15 protein-coding genes and 1 pseudogene are annotated in these 18,069 nt (G+C 65.0%); all 16 read right to left on the minus strand.

Going from position 1 to position 18,069, the window contains the following annotated elements:
- Positions 1-18: 18 nt before the first annotated feature.
- Positions 19-1,200 carry a 12,18-didecarboxysiroheme deacetylase gene (gene ahbC, locus V3572_RS09835; protein ID WP_332110822.1) on the minus strand — a complete coding sequence of 394 codons (1,182 nt, stop codon included), beginning with the start codon at positions 1,198-1,200 and terminating at the stop codon, positions 19-21.
- Positions 1,201-1,291: 91 nt separating this feature from the next.
- Positions 1,292-3,376 (minus strand): sensor domain-containing protein, encoded by a 2,085-nt coding sequence (locus V3572_RS09840; RefSeq protein WP_332110823.1) that lies wholly within the window; start codon positions 3,374-3,376, stop codon positions 1,292-1,294.
- A 237-nt stretch (positions 3,377-3,613) separates the two neighbouring features.
- A complete protein-coding gene (locus V3572_RS09845) occupies positions 3,614-4,321 on the minus strand; it encodes a hypothetical protein (RefSeq protein WP_332110825.1) in 708 nt (235 codons plus the stop codon).
- 34 nt (positions 4,322-4,355) lie between these two features.
- The gene (locus V3572_RS09850) at positions 4,356-4,691 is read right to left on the minus strand and encodes a hypothetical protein (RefSeq protein WP_332110826.1); all 336 of its coding nucleotides are present in this window, start codon (positions 4,689-4,691) and stop codon (positions 4,356-4,358) included.
- 19 nt (positions 4,692-4,710) lie between these two features.
- Positions 4,711-5,940, minus strand: a complete 1,230-nt coding sequence (locus tag V3572_RS09855) for a YIP1 family protein (protein WP_332110836.1) — start codon at positions 5,938-5,940, stop codon at positions 4,711-4,713.
- 303 nt (positions 5,941-6,243) lie between these two features.
- Positions 6,244-6,339 (minus strand): annotated as a pseudogene (locus V3572_RS09860) (zinc-ribbon domain-containing protein); the annotation flags it as partial.
- A 363-nt stretch (positions 6,340-6,702) separates the two neighbouring features.
- Positions 6,703-7,455, minus strand: coding sequence for a flagellar export chaperone FliS (gene fliS, locus V3572_RS09865; RefSeq protein ID WP_332110827.1), 753 nt, complete (start codon positions 7,453-7,455; stop codon positions 6,703-6,705).
- 35 nt (positions 7,456-7,490) lie between these two features.
- Positions 7,491-9,179: a flagellar filament capping protein FliD gene (fliD, locus tag V3572_RS09870; RefSeq protein ID WP_332110828.1), complete on the minus strand. Its 1,689-nt coding sequence runs from the start codon at positions 9,177-9,179 to the stop codon at positions 7,491-7,493.
- A 190-nt stretch (positions 9,180-9,369) separates the two neighbouring features.
- Positions 9,370-10,245, minus strand: coding sequence for a flagellin N-terminal helical domain-containing protein (locus tag V3572_RS09875; RefSeq protein WP_332110829.1), 876 nt, complete (start codon positions 10,243-10,245; stop codon positions 9,370-9,372).
- Between the two features lie 200 nt (positions 10,246-10,445).
- The gene (gene tsaB / locus V3572_RS09880; RefSeq protein ID WP_332110830.1) at positions 10,446-11,282 is read right to left on the minus strand and encodes a tRNA (adenosine(37)-N6)-threonylcarbamoyltransferase complex dimerization subunit type 1 TsaB; all 837 of its coding nucleotides are present in this window, start codon (positions 11,280-11,282) and stop codon (positions 10,446-10,448) included.
- Positions 11,257-12,333: an RIP metalloprotease RseP gene (rseP, locus tag V3572_RS09885; RefSeq protein WP_332110831.1), complete on the minus strand. Its 1,077-nt coding sequence runs from the start codon at positions 12,331-12,333 to the stop codon at positions 11,257-11,259. The genes tsaB and rseP overlap by 26 nt, the downstream gene beginning before the upstream one ends.
- Before the next feature lie 46 nt (positions 12,334-12,379).
- Positions 12,380-13,660, minus strand: coding sequence for a 1-deoxy-D-xylulose-5-phosphate reductoisomerase (dxr, locus tag V3572_RS09890; RefSeq protein ID WP_332110832.1), 1,281 nt, complete (start codon positions 13,658-13,660; stop codon positions 12,380-12,382).
- Between the two features lie 10 nt (positions 13,661-13,670).
- The gene (locus V3572_RS09895; protein ID WP_332110833.1) at positions 13,671-15,272 is read right to left on the minus strand and encodes a hypothetical protein; all 1,602 of its coding nucleotides are present in this window, start codon (positions 15,270-15,272) and stop codon (positions 13,671-13,673) included.
- 52 nt (positions 15,273-15,324) lie between these two features.
- Complete coding sequence (locus tag V3572_RS09900) at positions 15,325-16,146, minus strand: phosphatidate cytidylyltransferase (protein WP_332110834.1); 822 nt, start codon at positions 16,144-16,146, stop codon at positions 15,325-15,327.
- A 114-nt stretch (positions 16,147-16,260) separates the two neighbouring features.
- Positions 16,261-16,755 carry a hypothetical protein gene (locus tag V3572_RS09905; RefSeq protein WP_332110835.1) on the minus strand — a complete coding sequence of 165 codons (495 nt, stop codon included), beginning with the start codon at positions 16,753-16,755 and terminating at the stop codon, positions 16,261-16,263.
- Between the two features lie 92 nt (positions 16,756-16,847).
- The coding region (gene dinB, locus V3572_RS09910) for a DNA polymerase IV (protein WP_442877374.1) at positions 16,848-18,069 on the minus strand (1,222 nt) is incomplete at its 5' end.

Genomic DNA, 18,069 nt, shown 5'->3' on the forward strand with positions numbered 1-18,069 from the left:
CCCCGACTCACCTCCGCCCTAGGGGCGAATCTCGTCGTCTGTCAGGTAGCAGGCGGGGTCTTCGGCCCAGATATCGTCGTAGTAGGCCTCGGCCCGGGCGCGGAAGTTGCCGCCGCAGATATCGAGGTATTTACAGGTGGCGCAGCGGCCGCCCACGTATTTTTTCTTGTCTTTGAGCTTGGCCAGCAGTTCGATGTCCGGGTCGTCCCAGATCTGGGAGAAGGGGCGCTGAAGGACGTTGCCGAAGGTATGGTTGCGCCAGAACTGGTCGGCGTGCACCGCGCCGTCCCAGGAGATGCAGCCGATGCCGCGCCCGGAGTTGTTGCCTTCGTTGAAGGAGAGCAGGGTTTTGACTTCCTCGGCCCGGGCCGGGTCTTCGCGCAGCAGGCGTTGCAGGACGTAGGGGCCGTCGGCGTGGTTGTCCACGGTAAGGACTTCCTTGGGCAGTCCGGCGTCGAAAAGAGCGCGGGTGCGGTCCATGATGAGGTCCACGGCGGCGCGGGTTTCGGCGTGGTCCAGGTCTTCCTTGATGAGTTCCGAACCGCGTCCGGAGTAGACCAAGTGGTAGAAACAGATGCGCGGCACGTTGAGGTCGCGCACGAGGTCGAACAGGACCGGGATCTCGACGGCGTTGCGCTTGTTGATGGTGAAGCGCAGGCCGACCTTGAGGCCCTCGTTTTGACAGTTTTCGATGCCGCGCAGGGCCTTTTTGAAGGCCCCGGACACGCCCCGGAAGCGGTCGTGGATGTCTTCGCCGCCGTCAAGCGAGATGCCCACGTAGGACAGGCCGACGCTTTTGAGCTCCTTGGCCTTTTCGGGGGTGATGAGGGTGCCGTTGGTAGAGATGACGGCGCGCATGCCCTTGGACACGGCGTGGTGGGCCAATTCCACCAAGTCTTTGCGCACCAGCGGTTCGCCGCCGGAAAAGAGCATGACCGGCGCGCCGTAGGCGGCCAGGTCGTCGATGATGGCCTTGCCCTGTTCGGTGTTGATCTCGTCTTTTCCGTGTTCGTCCAGGGCCTTGGCGTAACAGTGAACGCATTTGAGGTTGCACCGGCGGGTCATGTTCCAGACCACGACGGGTTTTTTATCCTTGGAAAATTGAAGCAGATGGGAGGGAAGCTTTCCCGAATGGCGTCCGTAACGCAGGGCGTCCGAGGCTTCGACCCCGCCGCAGTAAAGTTTGGAAATTCCGATCATGTGGCATCCTTTGCAGAGTGATGTGGGAGGCTGTGTTACACCATTTCCCGACGGCGCGGTAGGGGAAAAGGAGGACGGAGACCGGCCGGAATCAGCCTGGGGCGTCGCCCGACTGGCGCAGGAAGGCCTCGAAATCCGGGGCCGGGAGGGGGCGGCTGACGAGATATCCCTGGCATTCGTCGCAGCGCAGGCCCAAAAGGAAATTGAACTGTTCCTGGGTCTCCACGCCCTCGGCCACCACGGCCAGATCGAGCCCCCGGCACATGGAGATGATGGTGGTGGTGATGGCGATGTCGCTGGGGTCGCGGGGGATGTCCCGGATGAAGGACCGGTCGATCTTGATGGCCGCAAGCGGCATTTTTTTCAGATAATACAGCGAGGAATAGCCGGTCCCGAAGTCGTCGATGGAGGCCGAGACCCCCATTTCGGCCAACTGGGCGAGCATGTTCGCGGCCGTGGCGATGTTTTGCATGAGCACGGTTTCCGTGACCTCCACCTCCAGGCAGGCGGGGGGAAGGCCTGTCGTCCCGAGGATGCGGGCCACGAGTTCGGGGAGGTTGGTGTCGGAGAACTGCCGGGCCGAGAGATTGACCGAGACCTTCAGCGAAAGGCCCATGGCGGCATTGATGGCGGCGGTGCGGGCGCAGGCCGTTTCCATGACGAATTCCCCGAGCGGCACGATAAGGCCCGTCTCCTCGGCCAGGGGAATGAACTCCATGGGCGGCACCAGCATTCCCGGCTCGCGCCGCCAGCGCACCAGGGCCTCCATGCCCACGGTGCGCATGTTCGCGAAGGACAGCCGGGGCTGGTAGTGCACCAGGAACTCGCCGCGTTCCAGGGCCCGGCGCAGCCCGGCCTCCAGGTTGAGGCGGCGGGTGACGGCCTCGTTCATCTGGGGGGTAAAAAGCTGGTAGGCGTTTTTGCCCTGTTCCTTGGCCCGGTACATGGCCAGGTCGGCGTGTTTGATGAGCGCATCCTGGCTGGCGCCATCCTCGGGGAAGATGCTGATGCCCACGCTGGCCGTGAGCACCAGTTCACGTCCATCCACTTGGAACGGCTGGCGAAAGCTGTCGAGGATGCGTTCGGCCACGCGTACGGCGTCGCGCTCGTCGGCAATCTCGCCCAGCATGACCATGAACTCGTCGCCGCCGGGCCGGGCCACGGTATCCTCGGGCCGCAGCATGCCGCTGATGCGCACGGCGGCGGCCTTGAGCAACTCGTCGCCCATGGCATGGCCCAGGGTGTCGTTGATGTTTTTGAAGTTGTCCAGGTCGAAGCAGATGACCCCGAGCTTGTGTCCGGCCCGGGCGGCGTGGGAGATGGCCTTTTCCAGAAGATCGGACAAAAGGAGCTTATTGGGAAGATTGGTCAGGGCGTCATGGGAGGCCTGATGGAGGATCTTGTCCTCCTTGCGTTTCATCTCGCTTATGTCATGAAACACGGCCACATAATGGGTGGTGCGGCCGCGATCCTTGATGGCGCTGATGGACAGCCATTCGGGGTAGGCCTCGCCGCTTTTGCGGCGGTTCCAGATCTCGCCGGACCACTGGCCTTTCTTGATGATCTCGGACCACATGGCCTTGTAAAACTCGGGGGGATGGCGGTCGGACTTGAGGATGCGCGGATTTTTTCCCAGGGCCTCGGCGGCCGTGTAGCCGGTGATCAGGGCGAAGGCCGGGTTCACGGAGACGATGTCCCCGCGATGGTCGGTGACGGTGATGCCCTCCAGGGCGTTGTCGAAGACCTTTTCGAAGAGCTTGAGGCGCTGCTCGGCCAGCCTGCGGTCGGTCACGTCCCGGGCGAAGGCGGCCACGAACTCCTCGCCCCCCACGTTCTGAAAGTTGGCCGAGACCTCAACCTGAAACGTGCGTCCGTCCCGGGTGACGTGGACGACATCGTAGAGGGCGCTTTTTACGACCTGCAACTGTTCCCAGCGCGCCTCCCACAGGGCCGGAGTGAGCAGCCGGTCCACCTGAAAGACGGTCATCTGCACAAGCTCGTCCCGGGACCATCCCAGCATCCGGCAGGCCGTGGCGTTGACGTACGCGAAACAGCCCTGCTTATCGACCCAGTAGACGGGCTCGGCGGCCTGATCCACGGAAAAGTGCAAAAAGCGGGTGACCTGTTCGTCCGTGAGCCGCAAGACGCAATCGCGACTTTGCCTATCGTCGTCCATGACGTTATCTCATACTTCGCGGCGCGACGATGGGCACGGTTTCTCCGTACAATCCGAAACCGTCGGCGCAGTTGATTGCTCTTTTATCGGACATCGTTCTCCCGCTCCCGGGAAGGGGGACACGGCCGGGGCGTCACGCAAAACCACCCCTGGCCGCCGCGCGGGCGAACAATGTGCATTCTGCACTTTTCCCAGCGGCCGCGTCCAGAATTATTCAACGCACAGCCACCCGTCCGACTATTGGACCGGGGGCGGCGGCGTGGGATTGGGGGCGGCCGGGGGCGGCGGCTTGTGCCCGTAGTTCCAATTGGCCACCGTGCCCCCCATGTCCGCCGCCAGGACCGTGGTCACGGCATACACCGGGTCTTCGGGCATGCGGTTTTGCTTGGCGAAAAAGATATAGTCCCGGGTCTGGCCGGTCTCGATGCGGCCGCCGTGGGCCATGGACCACAGCCGTTCCCCGCTGGCTACATCAAAAATCTCGATGGCCAGGGAGACGGAGGTATCGCCGCGCGTGCCGCCGGACATGATGTAGGTCACCGCCCCGGTGACCAAAAGATTCACGCCCCGCTTGCGGGCCAGGGCCACGGCCTGGGCCGTGCTCATCGGAATCTGGCTCTGCTCGTAGAGGAACTTGGGGAACACCCGGTCGCGGGTCCAGGTCTGCCAGACGTACTTGGTGATCTGATCCCCTAAAAGCTTCATGTAGGCGATGTTCTGGGTCACCTGGAAGGGCACGATCATGGCCGTCATGGGGGCGCCTGGCGAGGCCAGGGGCTCCACGTAGATGTCGGGGTTGTTGCGCTTGACCCAGGCGTCCACGCTGACGATGGACAGGCTGGTCAGGCGGGGTTCCGTGGAGCACGAGGCCAAAAACAGGGCAAAGGACAAGAAAATGACGGCAAGGCCTGCCCCGGGCCTGGAGTCAAGGGGAGTGGCGGACATAAAACCCCCGGGCGTTGTGGCCGCTTTCGACGCCTTACTGCCGCATGGTGGTGGGCACGGGGGCGTCGGAGACCGTTTTGAGCAACTGATCCCTGGACGTCAGCAGGCTTTCGCGCAGCTCCAGCCGCTTCTTGGGCGGCAACATGCGAAATTCGGGCCGACCGGCCATGCGGGATAAATCATCCATCTCCCGACGGATGCGTTTGATCCGCAACTGGAAGGCGTGCTCGTCGGGACGGATCCTGGCGGCGATATCCGCCAACTCCACCAATTCGCCAGCCAGAACGCGGAAAGACTCCGGATGGATGTCCCGAGCCTTCTGCCGCTTGGCGGCCAGCTCACGCAGCACTCGCTTGAACCATTCTATCATGGACGCCCTCCCATGGGCCTCAGCCTCCGCTGGAAAGACCGTGCAGCATCCCAAGCAACAGGAACAAATACAGGGACCACTTGATGAGCACCACGGCCAAGGCCTGGGAATAGGCCGCGCCGTGGACTTTTTTCAGACCGATGGCCTGCAGCGTCATGTACCAGATGAGGATCACCGGCGATAACAACTGCCCGGCCACGGGCACGGCCGAAAGCACCGTGGGCGCCGCGCTGTAGCACATGACCCGGAAGGTCTCGTCGAATTTCTTGCTGTTGCCGCGAAGGAGCATGAGCAGAAGATGCGTCAGCCCCGCGTCCAGGTAGATGCCTGCGGCCATGAAGACCGGGACCATGATCAGCAGGATCAGGAATCCGATGCCCGGAACCCCGGCCATGGCCGCCAGGGCGTCGGTCTGGCCCGTGTCCGCGAGCTTGGCCCGAACGCCCAGAAGCGCCCATAAAAAATCCACCAGCAGCAGAAACTCGCTCAAAAGCAGATTGAAGACCATGGCCTTGCCCTTGCCCCGGCCAGGGGGCATGGACTCGAAAAATTCCACGGGTTGAAACAGGATGCTCTTGAGCGTCAGCACCAAGCCGGGGAAAAATCCATAGACGTCGGGACGTTCCCAGGGCACCTCGCCTTTTGCGGCCTCGCCCGGCCGACCCTCCTGGAAAGGCCCAGACGAATCGGACGAACCGGACGAAGAGGACGACCCCGACGACTCGCGCGAATCGGGCGAATCGGGCGAAGAGGACGAATCGCGTGCGCCCGGGCCGTCGCCGCCCCGGGTATCCGCCCCGGGGGCATCGCCCGTGTTTCCGGGTGCCGGGCCGTCGCCGCCAGGGGCAGCGGCCTGCCGATGCCCAGACGTTTCTTCGGGAGCCATGGCCGCCTGGGGCGGGACAGCCTGCGGCCTGACGCCAGAGGTCGGATCGGGCTCGGACTCCCCGGCGATGCGCCCGGCAGGGGGCTCCCCGGCCGGGATCGGCGCGCCCCGGGCAGGGCCGTCTGGGACAGGGGCGGCAGGCCGTGGCGGCGTCAGGCGCGCGGTGTCTTCGTCGTCCATGGCCTGGAGCCTGGCCCAGATGTCGCGCACGCCGTTTTGCTCCTGGCGCGCCTCGGATCGAGGTTCGCGCGCGGCTGGCTCACAGGCGCGCAACCGCTCTTCCGCATGTTCCGGCCGGGGCGGCTGGTCCATGGCCGCCGGATGCGGGGTCATGCGAAGCGGCGCGGACTCTTCCGGCGCCACAGGGGCCTCCTCGGCCGGGGCGGAGGGCTCCCAATGGGCCGACGGCGGCGGGAAAACTCGGTCATGCCCGCGTGGCGCATCAGGCGTATAGGGATCATATCCGTGCCCAGCAGGCTCGGACTCGCCCCTGGATTCACGGCTACGCCGCACGGCGCCCGGAAAACGCGGGGTGGCCCCAAGACCGGCACGCGGGACGTTTCCGTCCCTCTCCGCCCCGGAGAACCGGGGTTCGGACGTGGGCTGCTCGTAAGCGGATGAGGACGGATCGAAGCCGTCCTCGAAATCGCGGAACCGGAAGCGGTGTCTGCATTTGGGACAGGTGGCCACGGCGGTCGCGGCGGGCACCTTCCCATCAGGCACGTCCCGGCTAAAGCCGCATTCTGGGCAGGTAATGCGCATTGGTCTCCCTGAAAAAAAGCCGACCGATCACGAATCCCCCATCTCCAGACCGGTCGCGTTTTTCGCGATGTTAGCCCGTCCCCGCGCGCAAAGCAACAACCCCGCATAGCGGCTAAGGCCAGGGATGAACTCCGGGAATGCAGGAGCATCCTCGCCATACGGTTGGGCGAGAAAGAAAACGTCTCCCCGGCGTCATTTTCCAGGGAATCGGCGGATCAGGCGGCGTTCTGCGTCCCGGGCTGGCGGACGGGACGCACGTCTCGTGCCCTGCCCTCGAAACCGGGGCGTCTGATTTATACATGCAACGACATGAAATACTGGTTTTTTCTGAAAAAAACCGGCGTGATTTTCTAAAACGCGACACTAGGAGGCGGTTTTTTGCTCCCGGGCCGTGGCGTAGGCCGCAAACGCCCGCCGCATCGGACTTTGGACCTGGGGCGGCGGCATGGGGGCCGTAGACGGTTCGGGTGGCGTCGCCACGGCGGGGTGTGCGGTCGCCGCCGGACGCGGGTCGGCCGCAGGCGCCCCCGCCCGGGACGGCGCAGCGTTGGGGACGATCCGGGCGGGCGCCGCCGAGACCGTTTCGCCCACGGAGACGCCCGCCGCCGGGGAGGCGGTTCTCTTGGCGAAACCGGGAAAGCTGACGGGGGCCTTGGCCGGGCCCTTCGGCTCGGCCGTGGCGGCCATGGAAGGTGGCGCAACGCCATAGGAGGCGCTTTGGGGTTGGGGAGCGGGGGTCGGCTGGCCGGAGACCTCTGCGTTGGCCGCGCGAAAGGCGTCGCGCAGTCCGGCCAGGATCTTCATGACCTCGTCAATGATGGCCGGGTCCATCTTCAGATTGGCCTGCAAGAGCTTTGTGCTGCAAATAAAGTAGAGCTTTTGCAGATTTTCAGCCAATGTTCCGCCCTTCTGGGCGTTTAGGCTCGACTGCAACTCGGCCAGGATATCCAGGGCCCGGGAGATGAGAATTCCCTTTTGGGCATAGTCCTTGGCGGCAATTTTTTCCTTGGCCTGGCCAAGAAACTTGATCGCTCCTTCATAGAGCAAAAGAAGAATGTCCCCCTGGCTGGTGGTGTTGACCTGGGTCTTGAGATACGCCTTGGCGGCAGTTTGCATATCCTGATTCTCCGTTGGCGTCCCTTGCGCGTTCGCTAGTCGTCCAGATCCGCAATCTGGCTCTCCAGAGAGGTGCTGAGGTTGTCGTAGTAGCCGAGGAGGGCGTCAAGCCTGGCGTAGCGTTCACGCAGGCGGCTCTCCATCAATGAAATGCGATTCTCTTCATACTCAATCTTCTTATCGATCATATCGGTAATATCATTATAGTTGTCTTCAAGAATCGCCAAAGGTCCGGTCTTTTCATCTGTCAAGTCACCGAGATTATTTATCAATTCTCCTGTTTTGCCAAGCTTCATGGAGGTCGTTCCGGAATAGCTGCCGTCCGTGAGGTTCTTGATTTCAAGAAGCAGACCGTTCTCCGGATTCCCCATGCCCTGCCCCAGGATGGTATTGCCGCTTACTTTCGCCTCATGGCCGTTGATGGTGGCCGAGGTGATCTCGCCCCCGGACACGGTGTAGGCGACCTTGAAGGTTCCGGCCTCGGTGATGCCCTGGATGTGCGAGGCATAGCTGAAATCCGAGGAGTTGGTGCTTCCCTCGTAGTAGGCCGAAAAAAGCGAGGCCACGGCGTCGATGTCATTCGCCAGGGCCGCATCTAGGAGTTCGTCGTCGATGACCAGAAGCCCGGCGGTGACCGAGCCTTCCTGGGCGTCGGTCAAGATGCCGACGGAGGACAGGGAGGTGTAGGGGTCGGTGTTCCAGTCGAATCCGATGGCGGTGCCGGCCGTCGCATCCTTGAGGCGGCTGCTGATGAGCTGAATGCCGTAGTTGCCGGTAAGCAGCGACCCAGCCCGGGTTTGTTCGGTATCCGAGCTGGTCGAGACGGAGGTGCTGGTGCTGCTCACCTTGGTGAGTTCCTGGATCATGCTGCGCACGGTGTTGACCTGGGTCACGAAGGCCTCGATGTTTTCCTTGACCGAGTCCAGGTCCGTTGCAATGTCCAGGTCCGCTTCGCCGACGCTGCGCAGGTTCAGGGTCACGCCCTCAATGATGTCGGAGATGCTGTTGGTGGCCCGGGACATATACGTCGACGGCCAGCCGTCCACCTTGAGCAGGGCGTCCTGGTTGCTCTGGGACGTCTCAAAATCCGAGGCGCCGTATCCGGCCAGGGTCGTCGTGCCCGAGATCTCCAGGGTGGCGTCCGCTCCGGTGTCCATGCCGCGCAGTTGGAGATGATAAGAGGTCCCGTCGTTGACGATGGCGGCCTTGACCCCGGGGTTGTCGCCGTCGATGTTGATGAGGTTTTTGAGATCGGTCAGGGAGGCTCCGATCGGGACGGTCACGGAATAGGTCGTGCCCTGATAGGTATAGGCGAAGATGCGGGACGCGCCGGAAGTATTGATGCTTTCCGTGGTGGTGGCCACGCCGTTTGTGGTGGCCATGATCTTGTTCTTGGCGATCTGCTTGACTTCTATCGTATGCGTGCCTTCCTGGGCATCGGCCCCGGCCGTGGCCGCCAGCACGTTGCCGTCGGAGGAGCCTGCGGTCTTGACCAGAAACTCGCCCTTGGTGTCCATGCCTTCCAGGGCGGTCTTGAGCGACAGCATCTGGGTGTTGAGCTCCTGGAAGGCCTCGATCTTGTCCGTCCAACTTGTACGCCACGTCTCCAGGCTGGTGATGCGGGTTTGCTCCACCGCCACAAGCTTGTCGATCATGGAGGCGAAATCCGTGCCGCTGCCAAGGCCCGTGAAGCTGATCGCGCCGGAAGTCGAGGTGGTGCTCATATGCGTCTCCAGGAAAAAACTGCCGTTGACCGGCTTTTTTCCCTTTCCCAAGCAAGCATGATGCCGCACTAAGAAAAGGGCCGGACCGCCTGGACGGCCCGGCCCTTGACGAGGCCCCGGGATGGCCGGGGCCTTTTTTCGTCGTATCGGCCAATGGCGAGGTTTCCATAGGGCGCGCGCCCCATGAAAACTAGCCCATCAGCGACAGGGCCATACGCGGCAGGGAGTTGGCCTGGGAGAGCATGGCCACCGCCGCCTGGGTCAGGATCTGCTGACGCACGAACTCGGTCATCTCCGTGGCCACATCCACGTCGGAGATGCGCGATTCGGCGGCCTGGAGGTTCTCGGCCTGGATCTCCAGGTTGGTGATGGTGTTTTCCAGGCGGTTCTGCAACGCGCCGAGGTTGGCCCGGATCTTGTCCTTGGAGACGATGGCGTTTTGGAGCGTATCCAGGCTGGCCTGGGCCAGGGCCTGGGTGGAGATGCTGTTGCTGGCGGCCAGGCCGACGCCCAGGGCCGAGGCCGTGGCCGCGCCGATCTGGATATAATAGTAGTCCTCGGCGCTGTCGTTGGCCGTGCCGAAGTGGACCTTGAGCTTGCCGGTGGATTGCAGGCCCGCACCGCTATGGGTGGACGAAGACAGGTTTCCGTTTAACAGGTAGAGGCCGTTGAAGTCCGTGGCGCTGGCGATCCGGGTGATTTCCGAGGCCATGGCCTGGTATTCCGAGTCGATGATCAGACGCTGGTCCGAGGTGTAGGTGCCGGTGGCCGCCTGTTCGGCCAGTTCCTTCATGCGGATGAGCTTTTCGTCGATGACCCCGAGCGCCCCGTCCGCCGTCTGGATGAGCGAGATGGCGTCGTTGGCGTTGCGCACGCCCTGGTTGAGGGCCGCGATGTCGGCCCGCATGAGTTCGCGGACGGCCAAGCCTGCGGCGTCGTCGGCGGCGGTGCCGATGCGCAGTCCCGAGGACAGGCGGCGGGTGGATGTGGCCAGGGCGCCGTAGGCGGTGCTCAGGTTGCGGGTGGCGTTGTCGGCCATCAAGTTGTGGTTGATGATCAGGGACATGGTTTTTTCCTCCGTGAATGACGTTTCGGCTTCCTTGCCGTTAGTTGACCCGTCCTTCGTCGGCACTCCCGGCGCAAGACGGATCATCGCTTTTGTTGGATTTCTTATCGACATAAGCCGGTGGGTTCTTTAGCCGGGCAAAAAAAAACCGCGCCAAGGCGCGGTTAAAAAAGACCTCTCCCCGGGGGGAGGCAGAAGGTTCAGGTCACGCCGGTGGCCATGGCTGCCGCAAGCAGGGCCTTGGCCCGGTCGGGGTCCATGCCGCGCCTGCGGGAGATATCCGCCAGATTCTCCTCGGCGTCGCTTGGGCGCTGATAGATGGGGTCCGGGGGAAGCACGGCGTCCCGGGCCGGACCCGTGGCGGCGGCGGCCAGGACGTCGGCGCCGGGAAAGGCCGCCTCGTCGGGGAGCAGGCAGGCCTCGGGAAATACTGCGACAAAGGCCCCCCGGTTGTTGCGAAGCCCCGATCCGGCCACCGCCGCAGTCTCCGGAGCCCCCTCCCCCCCGGGGGGAAAAAGCGACTCCCAGGCCGCCTGGGCGGCCAGGGGGGCGGGCAAAACCCGGACAGGGCCGACAGGGCTCGGGGCCTGGCCCGCCTGCGCCGTAAACACCTGCACATACGCCAGCCCCTTGCGGGCATGCACCACGGCGGCGACGCGTTTCGCCCCGGGACGCAGGGCGAAGGCGGCCCGGGCGACCAGGGGCGGATAGGCCAGCCCCCACAGGGGAAGCCCGGTCCCCAGCCGCAGTCCCTCGGCCACGGCCAGACTCACCCGGATGCCGGTAAAACTCCCCGGCCCGCAGACGCAGGCCACCCCGGTCAACTCGGCCGGGACGACCCCGGCCCGAGAAAGCGCCTCGGCCACGGCCGGGGCCAAAAACGTCATGGCCACGCCCTGCCCCTTGGCCGAAAGGGCCGCACGCACGCGCCCGGCCTCGGCCAGGACCACCCACAGCACCTCTTCCACGGCGCACAGGACCAGCGTCGGCCCCGCGTCCGGCCTGGACGGGTCAGACAAAGATGCGTTGCAGGTCATTGTACAGGGCCAGGGCCATGAGCCCGATCAGGAAGGCCAGCCCCACCCGGGTGGTGATCTGCTGCCAGCGTTGGCTCACCGGGCGACGGAAGGCCGTCTCCAGGGTGTAGAAAAGGATGTGGCCGCCGTCGAGGACCGGGATGGGCAACAGATTCAGGATGCCCAGGTTGATGCTGATGACGGCGGTCAGGGCCAGGACGTTGGCCAGGCCTTCGGCGGCCTGCCTGCTCACCAGTTGGGCGATCATGATCGGGCCGCCCAGGCTGTCCAGGGGGACCACCCGCTGGATGAGCTTGAGCATGCCCAGAAGCGTCATGGACACCACCTCCCAGGTGCGGGTCAGGGCCTCGCCGGCCGACGAGCCGGTCCCCAGGGGCGTGGAAATGGTTTTCCCGGCCGAGACCAAGCCCAGAAGCGGCACGCGCTCCTCCTCGCCGAAGATGTTCTTGGTCACCTGCATCCGTGGCGTCAGGGTCACCTGAACCCGGGAAGCCGCCCCCTCCGGGGCGCGCTCAAGGTCCAGGGTGACGGGTTTTTCGCCGGTCTGGCGCACGGTTCCGGCCAGGTCGTCCCAGCGCAGCACGGGCTTGCCGTCAATGGCCACCACCCGGTCGCCCGGCAGGATGCCCGCGACCTCGGCCGGACTGTCCTTTTGCACCTGCCCGATGACCGGCAACACCTCCATGCGGCCGTAGGACAGAAAAAGCCCCCAGAAAATCAGCCAGGCCAGGATGAAGTTGAACATGGGACCGGCGGCCACCACCAGCATGCGCTGCCAGGCCGGACGCAGCCGAAAAAACGTGCTGGGGGCGAACCCCTCCGGGGCCTCTTCCTCGGGATCCTGGGCCGCCAACTGCACATAGCCCCCCAGGGGGATGGCCGACAGGAGGTACCGGGTGGCCCCCAGCTTGAACCCGAACAGTTTGGGGCCGAAACCAAGGGAAAAGGTCACCACGCCGATGCCGAACAGCCGGGCCACGGTGAAATGTCCGAGCTCGTGAAAAAAAATAAGGCCCCCGAGCACCAGGGCCACGGACAAAACGCTTTCCATCCGATTCCTTGTTGTTCTTTCGTGTTATGGCGGGCGTAAAAAGGCTTCAGCCCCGGGGGGCGCACCCGATAGCCCGCTCCCGGACCCGCTTCCGGGTGGTGCGGTCAATCTCCAATATAGCATCCAAATCGTCGGCGTAAACCCCCGCCTGGGCATTCAGGGCGAACTCCACCAGCCGGGGGATGTCCAAAAAGGCGACCTGTCCGGTCAAGAAAAGCTCCACGGCGGTTTCATTGGCCGCATTGAGCGCCACCGGTCCCCAGGCCCCCAAAGACAGGCTGTGCCGGGCCAGGGAGAGACAGGGAAAATCGTCGTGGCGCGGGGCCTCGAAGGTCAGGGCGCCCAGGGCCACCAGATCCACGGGGGGCAGGTCCAGCGGGGTACGCCGGGGATAGCCCAGGCAGTAGGCGATGGCCAGGCGCATGTCCGGGGGGCCCAGATGGGCCAGAAGCGACCCGTCGTGGTAGCGGGCCAGGGAATGGACGATGCTTTGGGGATGCACCACCACCTCCACCCGCCCGGGGGGCAGTCCGAACAGGCGGCAGGCCTCGATGACCTCCAGCCCCTTGTTCATGAGCGTGGACGAATCCACGCTGATTTTCGGGCCCATGGACCAGTTGGGATGATCAAGCGCCTGCTCCCGGGTGACCGTCTGCAAAAACGCGGCGGGCTTGTCCCGAAACGGCCCCCCCGAGGCCGTCAGCACCAACGTGGCCACATGGGGCAGCTCCCGCAGGCCCGGGCCGCCAAGGGCCTGGAACAGGGCGTTGTGCTCCGAGTCCACGGGCAGGATCACGGCCCCGCTTTCCCGGCAGGCCTGACGGATGAGATCCCCCGCCAAAACCAGGGATTCCTTGTTGGCCAGGGCCACGATCTTCCCGGCCCGGACCGCGGCCAGGGTGGGCACGAGCCCGGCCGCCCCCACGATGGCCGACAGCACCACATCGGAATCGGCGTCGGAGGCCAGGGAGGCGTAGCCCTCCGGGCCATGCACGATGTCCGGGGAGTATCCGGCCGGGAGCATCCCGGCCAGGGCGTCCGCGCCGGAGGCGTCGAGGACGCAAAGGCGGGCGGGACGGAAGCGGGCGGCCTGTTCGGCCAGAAGCGCCAGGTTGGCGGCCCCGGCCAGGGCCGCCACGGCAAACCGCTCCGGATGCTCTTCCACCACGCGCAGGGCGCTTTTGCCGATGGAGCCGGTGCCGCCAAGCAGGCACAGGCGACGGGGAAATCCGGGAAGGGCGTCTTCGCCCGGCAGGGAACTGATGTACCCCGCCCCTGGATCGTATTCCGGGGCGGGGGGCGTCGCGTGGGCCGCAGTGTCGGTCATGGGAAGTCTATCAGCCTTGGTTCGCCCCGTCGGGCGGTTTGGGGGACTGGTCCGGGGCTGCGGCGGGGGTCTTGGCCTCCGGGGCGCGGCCGCCGCGCCGCAGGGTCACGCCAAACCGGGCCAGGATCTCGGCCACCCGCTGGGCCGGGTTTCCGGTCACCTTGGCCACGGCCTCCAGGTTGACCGCCACCAGGATATCCACCTTGAAGGGGGCCGTCTCCCACAGGGTGGCGACCCGTCCGGCCACGGCCCCGTCGAGCTGCAACATCGCGCACAGCCCGGTCATCTCCTCAAAAGTCTTGGGCTTCCACAACAGCATGTCCGGCCGGTCGGGGTCGGCCTCGAAAAGCCGCCGCCGCCCGATGCGGGTCAACTCGCCGTCCTCGGTCCCAACCAGGGCGGCCACCTCGGCCTCCACGGCCCGTCGCAGGCGCAGGGTCCGGATCATCACCTTGCCGCCCTCGTCCCGGCACTTGTCGCGCAAAAAGCCCAGATAGGCGAACTCCAGGACCAACGGGGCGAGCCGTTCCAGCCGCACCCGCTCGAAATTTCCCACCAGGGCCGCCAGGAGACGCCGTTCCCGGGCATCGAAATCGCGAACGGCCCGTTCGAAATCATCCAGGGCCACGGCCTGGACCAGGGCGGCCCCCACGCCGATGGACATGGTCTGCCCGGCCAGAAATGTGAGACGAACTTCGGCCTCGTCGGAATCCGGCGTCCCGGCCTCGGCATATTCCCGCCCGGCGATGTCCATGGCCGCAATGCGGGCCACATGGCGCAGGGTGGCGGCCGGGGTTTTGGCCTCCGACAGGGGATTTCCCCCCGAACCGAAAAACGCGGCCAGGAAGGTCACCACCCGCTGATTCTCCTGGCCCTGCTCCTGGTCCTCATAGGCGTCCTGCACCCGGGTTTTCTGGATGGTCTTGTCCGTGCCCCGCACGGTGGCCATCACCTCGTCGAAGGGCAGGCGGACCCCGGCGAAACCGCCTTCCCGGAACACGGCGTATTTCTCTTGGGCCACGATCCCGGCGTGGGCCTGGGCGACACGCTCCCGCACGAAGATGTCCAGATGGGCCCGCCACCAGGATTCATCGAACTCGCAGCGCTCGGTGATCTCTTCGATCTCGTGCAGGGCGGATTCGCCGAAATTCAGGATGACGGCGTCGCTGAAATTATCCTTGATCAGGGCGCTGGCGTAGACCGCCCCTTGCACGCATTTGACCAAAAGGGCCTCGGCCCCGGCCAGTTCCCGCAAAAACTCCTCGGCCTCGGCCCCGGCGCCGACGGCCCTGGCCTTGCCGTATTTGTTCAAAATGACCAGGAATTCGCCGATAAGCCCCTTGATGTGCTGGTGGCCGGGATACTCCGCGCCGCGCCGCACAAGGATGTCGATGAGGCTTTTCTGCTCGATTTCGAGCAAGGGAAATTCGTTGATGCGCGCCCTGTTGACCCGGATGAACTCCAAAAAAACGCGCTCTTCCACCACCTCGCGAAAGGCCTTGACCCGCTTGAGCTCCTCCAGACGCTCCAGATAGGCGGCCACCCGGTCGGTGTCCGAAAATGGGCCGCCCCCCCGGGGGGCCCCGGTGTCATCGGAGCCATTGGCTTGCATGACGTCCTCTTCAGCCCCGCCGGGAATGTCAGGAAGCCCCCGGCGTGTCGCCTCACACGAAATACAGGGTGTTTCCCGAGACCCAGGCATAAACCAGGATCGCGGGCAACAATCCATCCATGCGGTCCAGAATGCCGCCGTGGCCCGGCAAAAGCCGCCCGGAATCCTTGATTCCGGCCACTCGCTTCAGTGCGGATTCGTAAAAGTCCCCGCCCTGGGCGGCCACGTTAAGCCCCGCAGCCAGCCAGATCCAGGCCATGGCCCCGACCTCCTGACCCCACAGGGAACCGTACAGCAGGCACCACCCCACGCACAACACAAGGCCCCCCAGGCCCCCGGCCCAGGTTTTTTTGGGGCTGACCGCCGACCACAGCTTCGGGCCGCCGATGAGGCTGCCGCAATAATAGGCCCCGGCGTCGGAAACCGCCACAGCCGAAATCACGAAAAAAATCTCGGGCGGGCCGAACCGTAAAAAAAAGCCGAGCGCACAGGGGATATACAAAAGTCCGGAAACCAGCACCCCGGGGAATCCCGGCGGCGAGCCGCCCTGGCCGCCGACGCCGAAGCGCAGCAGGAAGAGGGCTTTTTCGATCCAGACCGTCCCCAAAAGCACGCCCAGAACCAGGACCGAATTGCTGTCGCGAAACCCCGAAAGCAGGGGAAAGGCCAGCACCGTCCCGATCACGGTTAAAATCACGGCCTCCGTCCCGGAACCGGGCCTTACGCGCATGGCGAAAAATTCCCGCAGCCCCAGGACGGACACGACGAACACCATGGAGAAAAGAACCCAGTCCCCCGCAAGAACGGTCGCGACCACGACCGGAACGACCAGCAGGGTGGTGAGGAGACGGGCGCCGTGAGAACGTGGAATCATGATGCCTACAGCCATAACACCTTGCCGCGCGGGTCGCGGCGTTTTTGCGCATAAAGGCCCTGCGCCCGGCCGGGACGATCGCCCTCCCGGGTCACACGCCGGAGCGGCGACGCTTCAACCCTGCTCGTCGTTCCACCAGTTCGCCGCCTCGAAGGTCACGGGAACGATGGCGGCAAGTCCCGGCAGCACGGCCTCCGTAACCAACTCCCGCACCCGGCCGCGCAATGCGGTATAATAGATGTCGGCCTCGGCCGTGTACCACACCTCGCCCTCGGAGACGCCCTGATCCATACACAGCATGTAGTCGAATCCCTTGCCGAACCTGGCCCGGCCAAGGACGTGGTCGGCCCGGGAGGAGAAGGTGGCGAGCTTTTGGAAGGCCTGGGCCACGGCCCGGTGCTCCGCCAGGTCAGGCCCCAGATCGAGCTGGAAGGTGACCGTGAGGTAGCCCGAACCATCGGGACGGATGAAATCGGCGATTTTGAGCACGCCGTCCTTGGTCCCGACGGGGTCGCCCAGGTCCAGGGAAAATCCGGCGAAGGCCGCCATCTTTTCCCCGGCCTTGAGTTCCCGCAACTGCTTTTTGAGGTCGATGATCCTGTCGGACATGGCGATCCTCCCGGCCTATGGCCCACTTGGGGGAAAAAATGAACGCGCGTCCTCGCGTCACCGTTTTGCTATGAACAAAAAGCCCCGTCTGGTCAACTTCCTGCCCCGCCGCCGTCCTTGCCCGTGTCCCGCCGCCGCGTCCCCCCGAAGCCGAAAAGCCGCCCCCGCCGGATGGCGTCGCGCCCAAACCGGTCCCGGATGGCGTCGATGGCCGAGTCAAGCCGCCGGGGCCGGGCCGGGACGTCCGGGGCGTTTGCGTCGTGCCACAGGTCGAGCCGGACGGGCGCCGCCCCGAATCCCGACACCCCCACGCCCACCAGCCGGGCCGGGCGGGCCAGGGGAACGTCGTCCAGAAGCGCCCGGGCCGCCTCGAAAATGGTCTCGTCGCAGTCCGTGGGGACGGTCAGGGTCTTTGCCCGGGTGATCTGCTTGAAATCCGAATATTTGAGCTTGAGCGTCACGGTGCGGCCCACCAGGCCCTTTGTGCGCAGCTGCCGCCCCACCCGCTCGGACTGGTGTAGAAGCCACACGGCCAGGGCCTCCCGCGAGGACACGTCCGCATCGAAGGTGTTTTCGGCGCTGATGGATTTGACCTCCCGGGAGAGGCGCACGGGAGAAGGGTCGATGCCCAGGGCCTTGTCGTACAGCTCCGGGCCGTGTTTCCCCAGCCTGCGCTCCCAGAATTCCCGGGGATGGGCCAGCATATCCCCGGCCGTGCGAACCCCCAAAAGGGCCAGGGCCTCCCGTGTACGCCGCCCCACGCCGGGGATCTTCTCCACGGGCAGGACCGCCAGAAACGCCGGGACATCCTCTTCCCGCACCACCGTCAGCCCGTCGGGCTTGTGGAAATCCGAAGCGATTTTGGCCAGAAATTTCACCGGGGCCACGCCCACCGAGCAGGGCAGGCCCGTGGCCGACAACACCGCCCGTTTCATGGCCATGCCGAAATCCTGGGGCCCGCCGAAAAGGGTCGCCGATCCGGTCATGTCCACATAGGCCTCGTCGATGGAGGCCGGTTCCACCAGGGGGGAAAACTGGCCGAGGCAGGCCATGATGGCCCGGGAAAGTTCGGCATAGCGGGCATGCCGCCCGGGCACGAAGACGCCCGTCGGGCACAGCCTGCGGGCCTGGACCACGGGCATGGCCGAGCGCACCCCGAAGGCCCGGGCCTCGTAGGAGGCGGCGGACACCACCCCCCGGTCCCCCACCCCGATCTGGTGCTGTTCGATGAGGCGGCTTTCCTTCAACTTCGGGCTGTGCAAGGGGGATGTTGTTTCGGGCTTGGAGATCAGCGTGGACGACGTGTACAATGTG

The organism is Desulfolutivibrio sp. (assembly GCF_036584575.1).
GTDB lineage: Bacteria > Desulfobacterota > Desulfovibrionia > Desulfovibrionales > Desulfovibrionaceae > Desulfolutivibrio.

Excerpts from the sequence above, each read along its gene's own strand:
- ahbC (WP_332110822.1), bottom strand. The coding sequence starts at position 1,200 with ATGATCGGAATTTCCAAACTTTACTGCGGCGGGGTCGAAGCCTCGGAC.
- V3572_RS09840 (WP_332110823.1), bottom strand. The coding sequence starts at position 3,376 with ATGGACGACGATAGGCAAAGTCGCGATTGCGTCTTGCGGCTCACGGAC.
- V3572_RS09845 (WP_332110825.1), bottom strand. The coding sequence starts at position 4,321 with ATGTCCGCCACTCCCCTTGACTCCAGGCCCGGGGCAGGCCTTGCCGTC.
- V3572_RS09850 (WP_332110826.1), bottom strand. The coding sequence starts at position 4,691 with ATGATAGAATGGTTCAAGCGAGTGCTGCGTGAGCTGGCCGCCAAGCGG.
- fliS (WP_332110827.1), bottom strand. The coding sequence starts at position 7,455 with ATGCAAACTGCCGCCAAGGCGTATCTCAAGACCCAGGTCAACACCACC.
- fliD (WP_332110828.1), bottom strand. The coding sequence starts at position 9,179 with ATGAGCACCACCTCGACTTCCGGCGCGATCAGCTTCACGGGCCTTGGC.
- V3572_RS09875 (WP_332110829.1), bottom strand. The coding sequence starts at position 10,245 with ATGTCCCTGATCATCAACCACAACTTGATGGCCGACAACGCCACCCGC.
- tsaB (WP_332110830.1), bottom strand. The coding sequence starts at position 11,282 with ATGACCTGCAACGCATCTTTGTCTGACCCGTCCAGGCCGGACGCGGGG.
- rseP (WP_332110831.1), bottom strand. The coding sequence starts at position 12,333 with ATGGAAAGCGTTTTGTCCGTGGCCCTGGTGCTCGGGGGCCTTATTTTT.
- dxr (WP_332110832.1), bottom strand. The coding sequence starts at position 13,660 with ATGACCGACACTGCGGCCCACGCGACGCCCCCCGCCCCGGAATACGAT.
- V3572_RS09895 (WP_332110833.1), bottom strand. The coding sequence starts at position 15,272 with ATGCAAGCCAATGGCTCCGATGACACCGGGGCCCCCCGGGGGGGCGGC.
- V3572_RS09900 (WP_332110834.1), bottom strand. The coding sequence starts at position 16,146 with ATGATTCCACGTTCTCACGGCGCCCGTCTCCTCACCACCCTGCTGGTC.
- V3572_RS09905 (WP_332110835.1), bottom strand. The coding sequence starts at position 16,755 with ATGTCCGACAGGATCATCGACCTCAAAAAGCAGTTGCGGGAACTCAAG.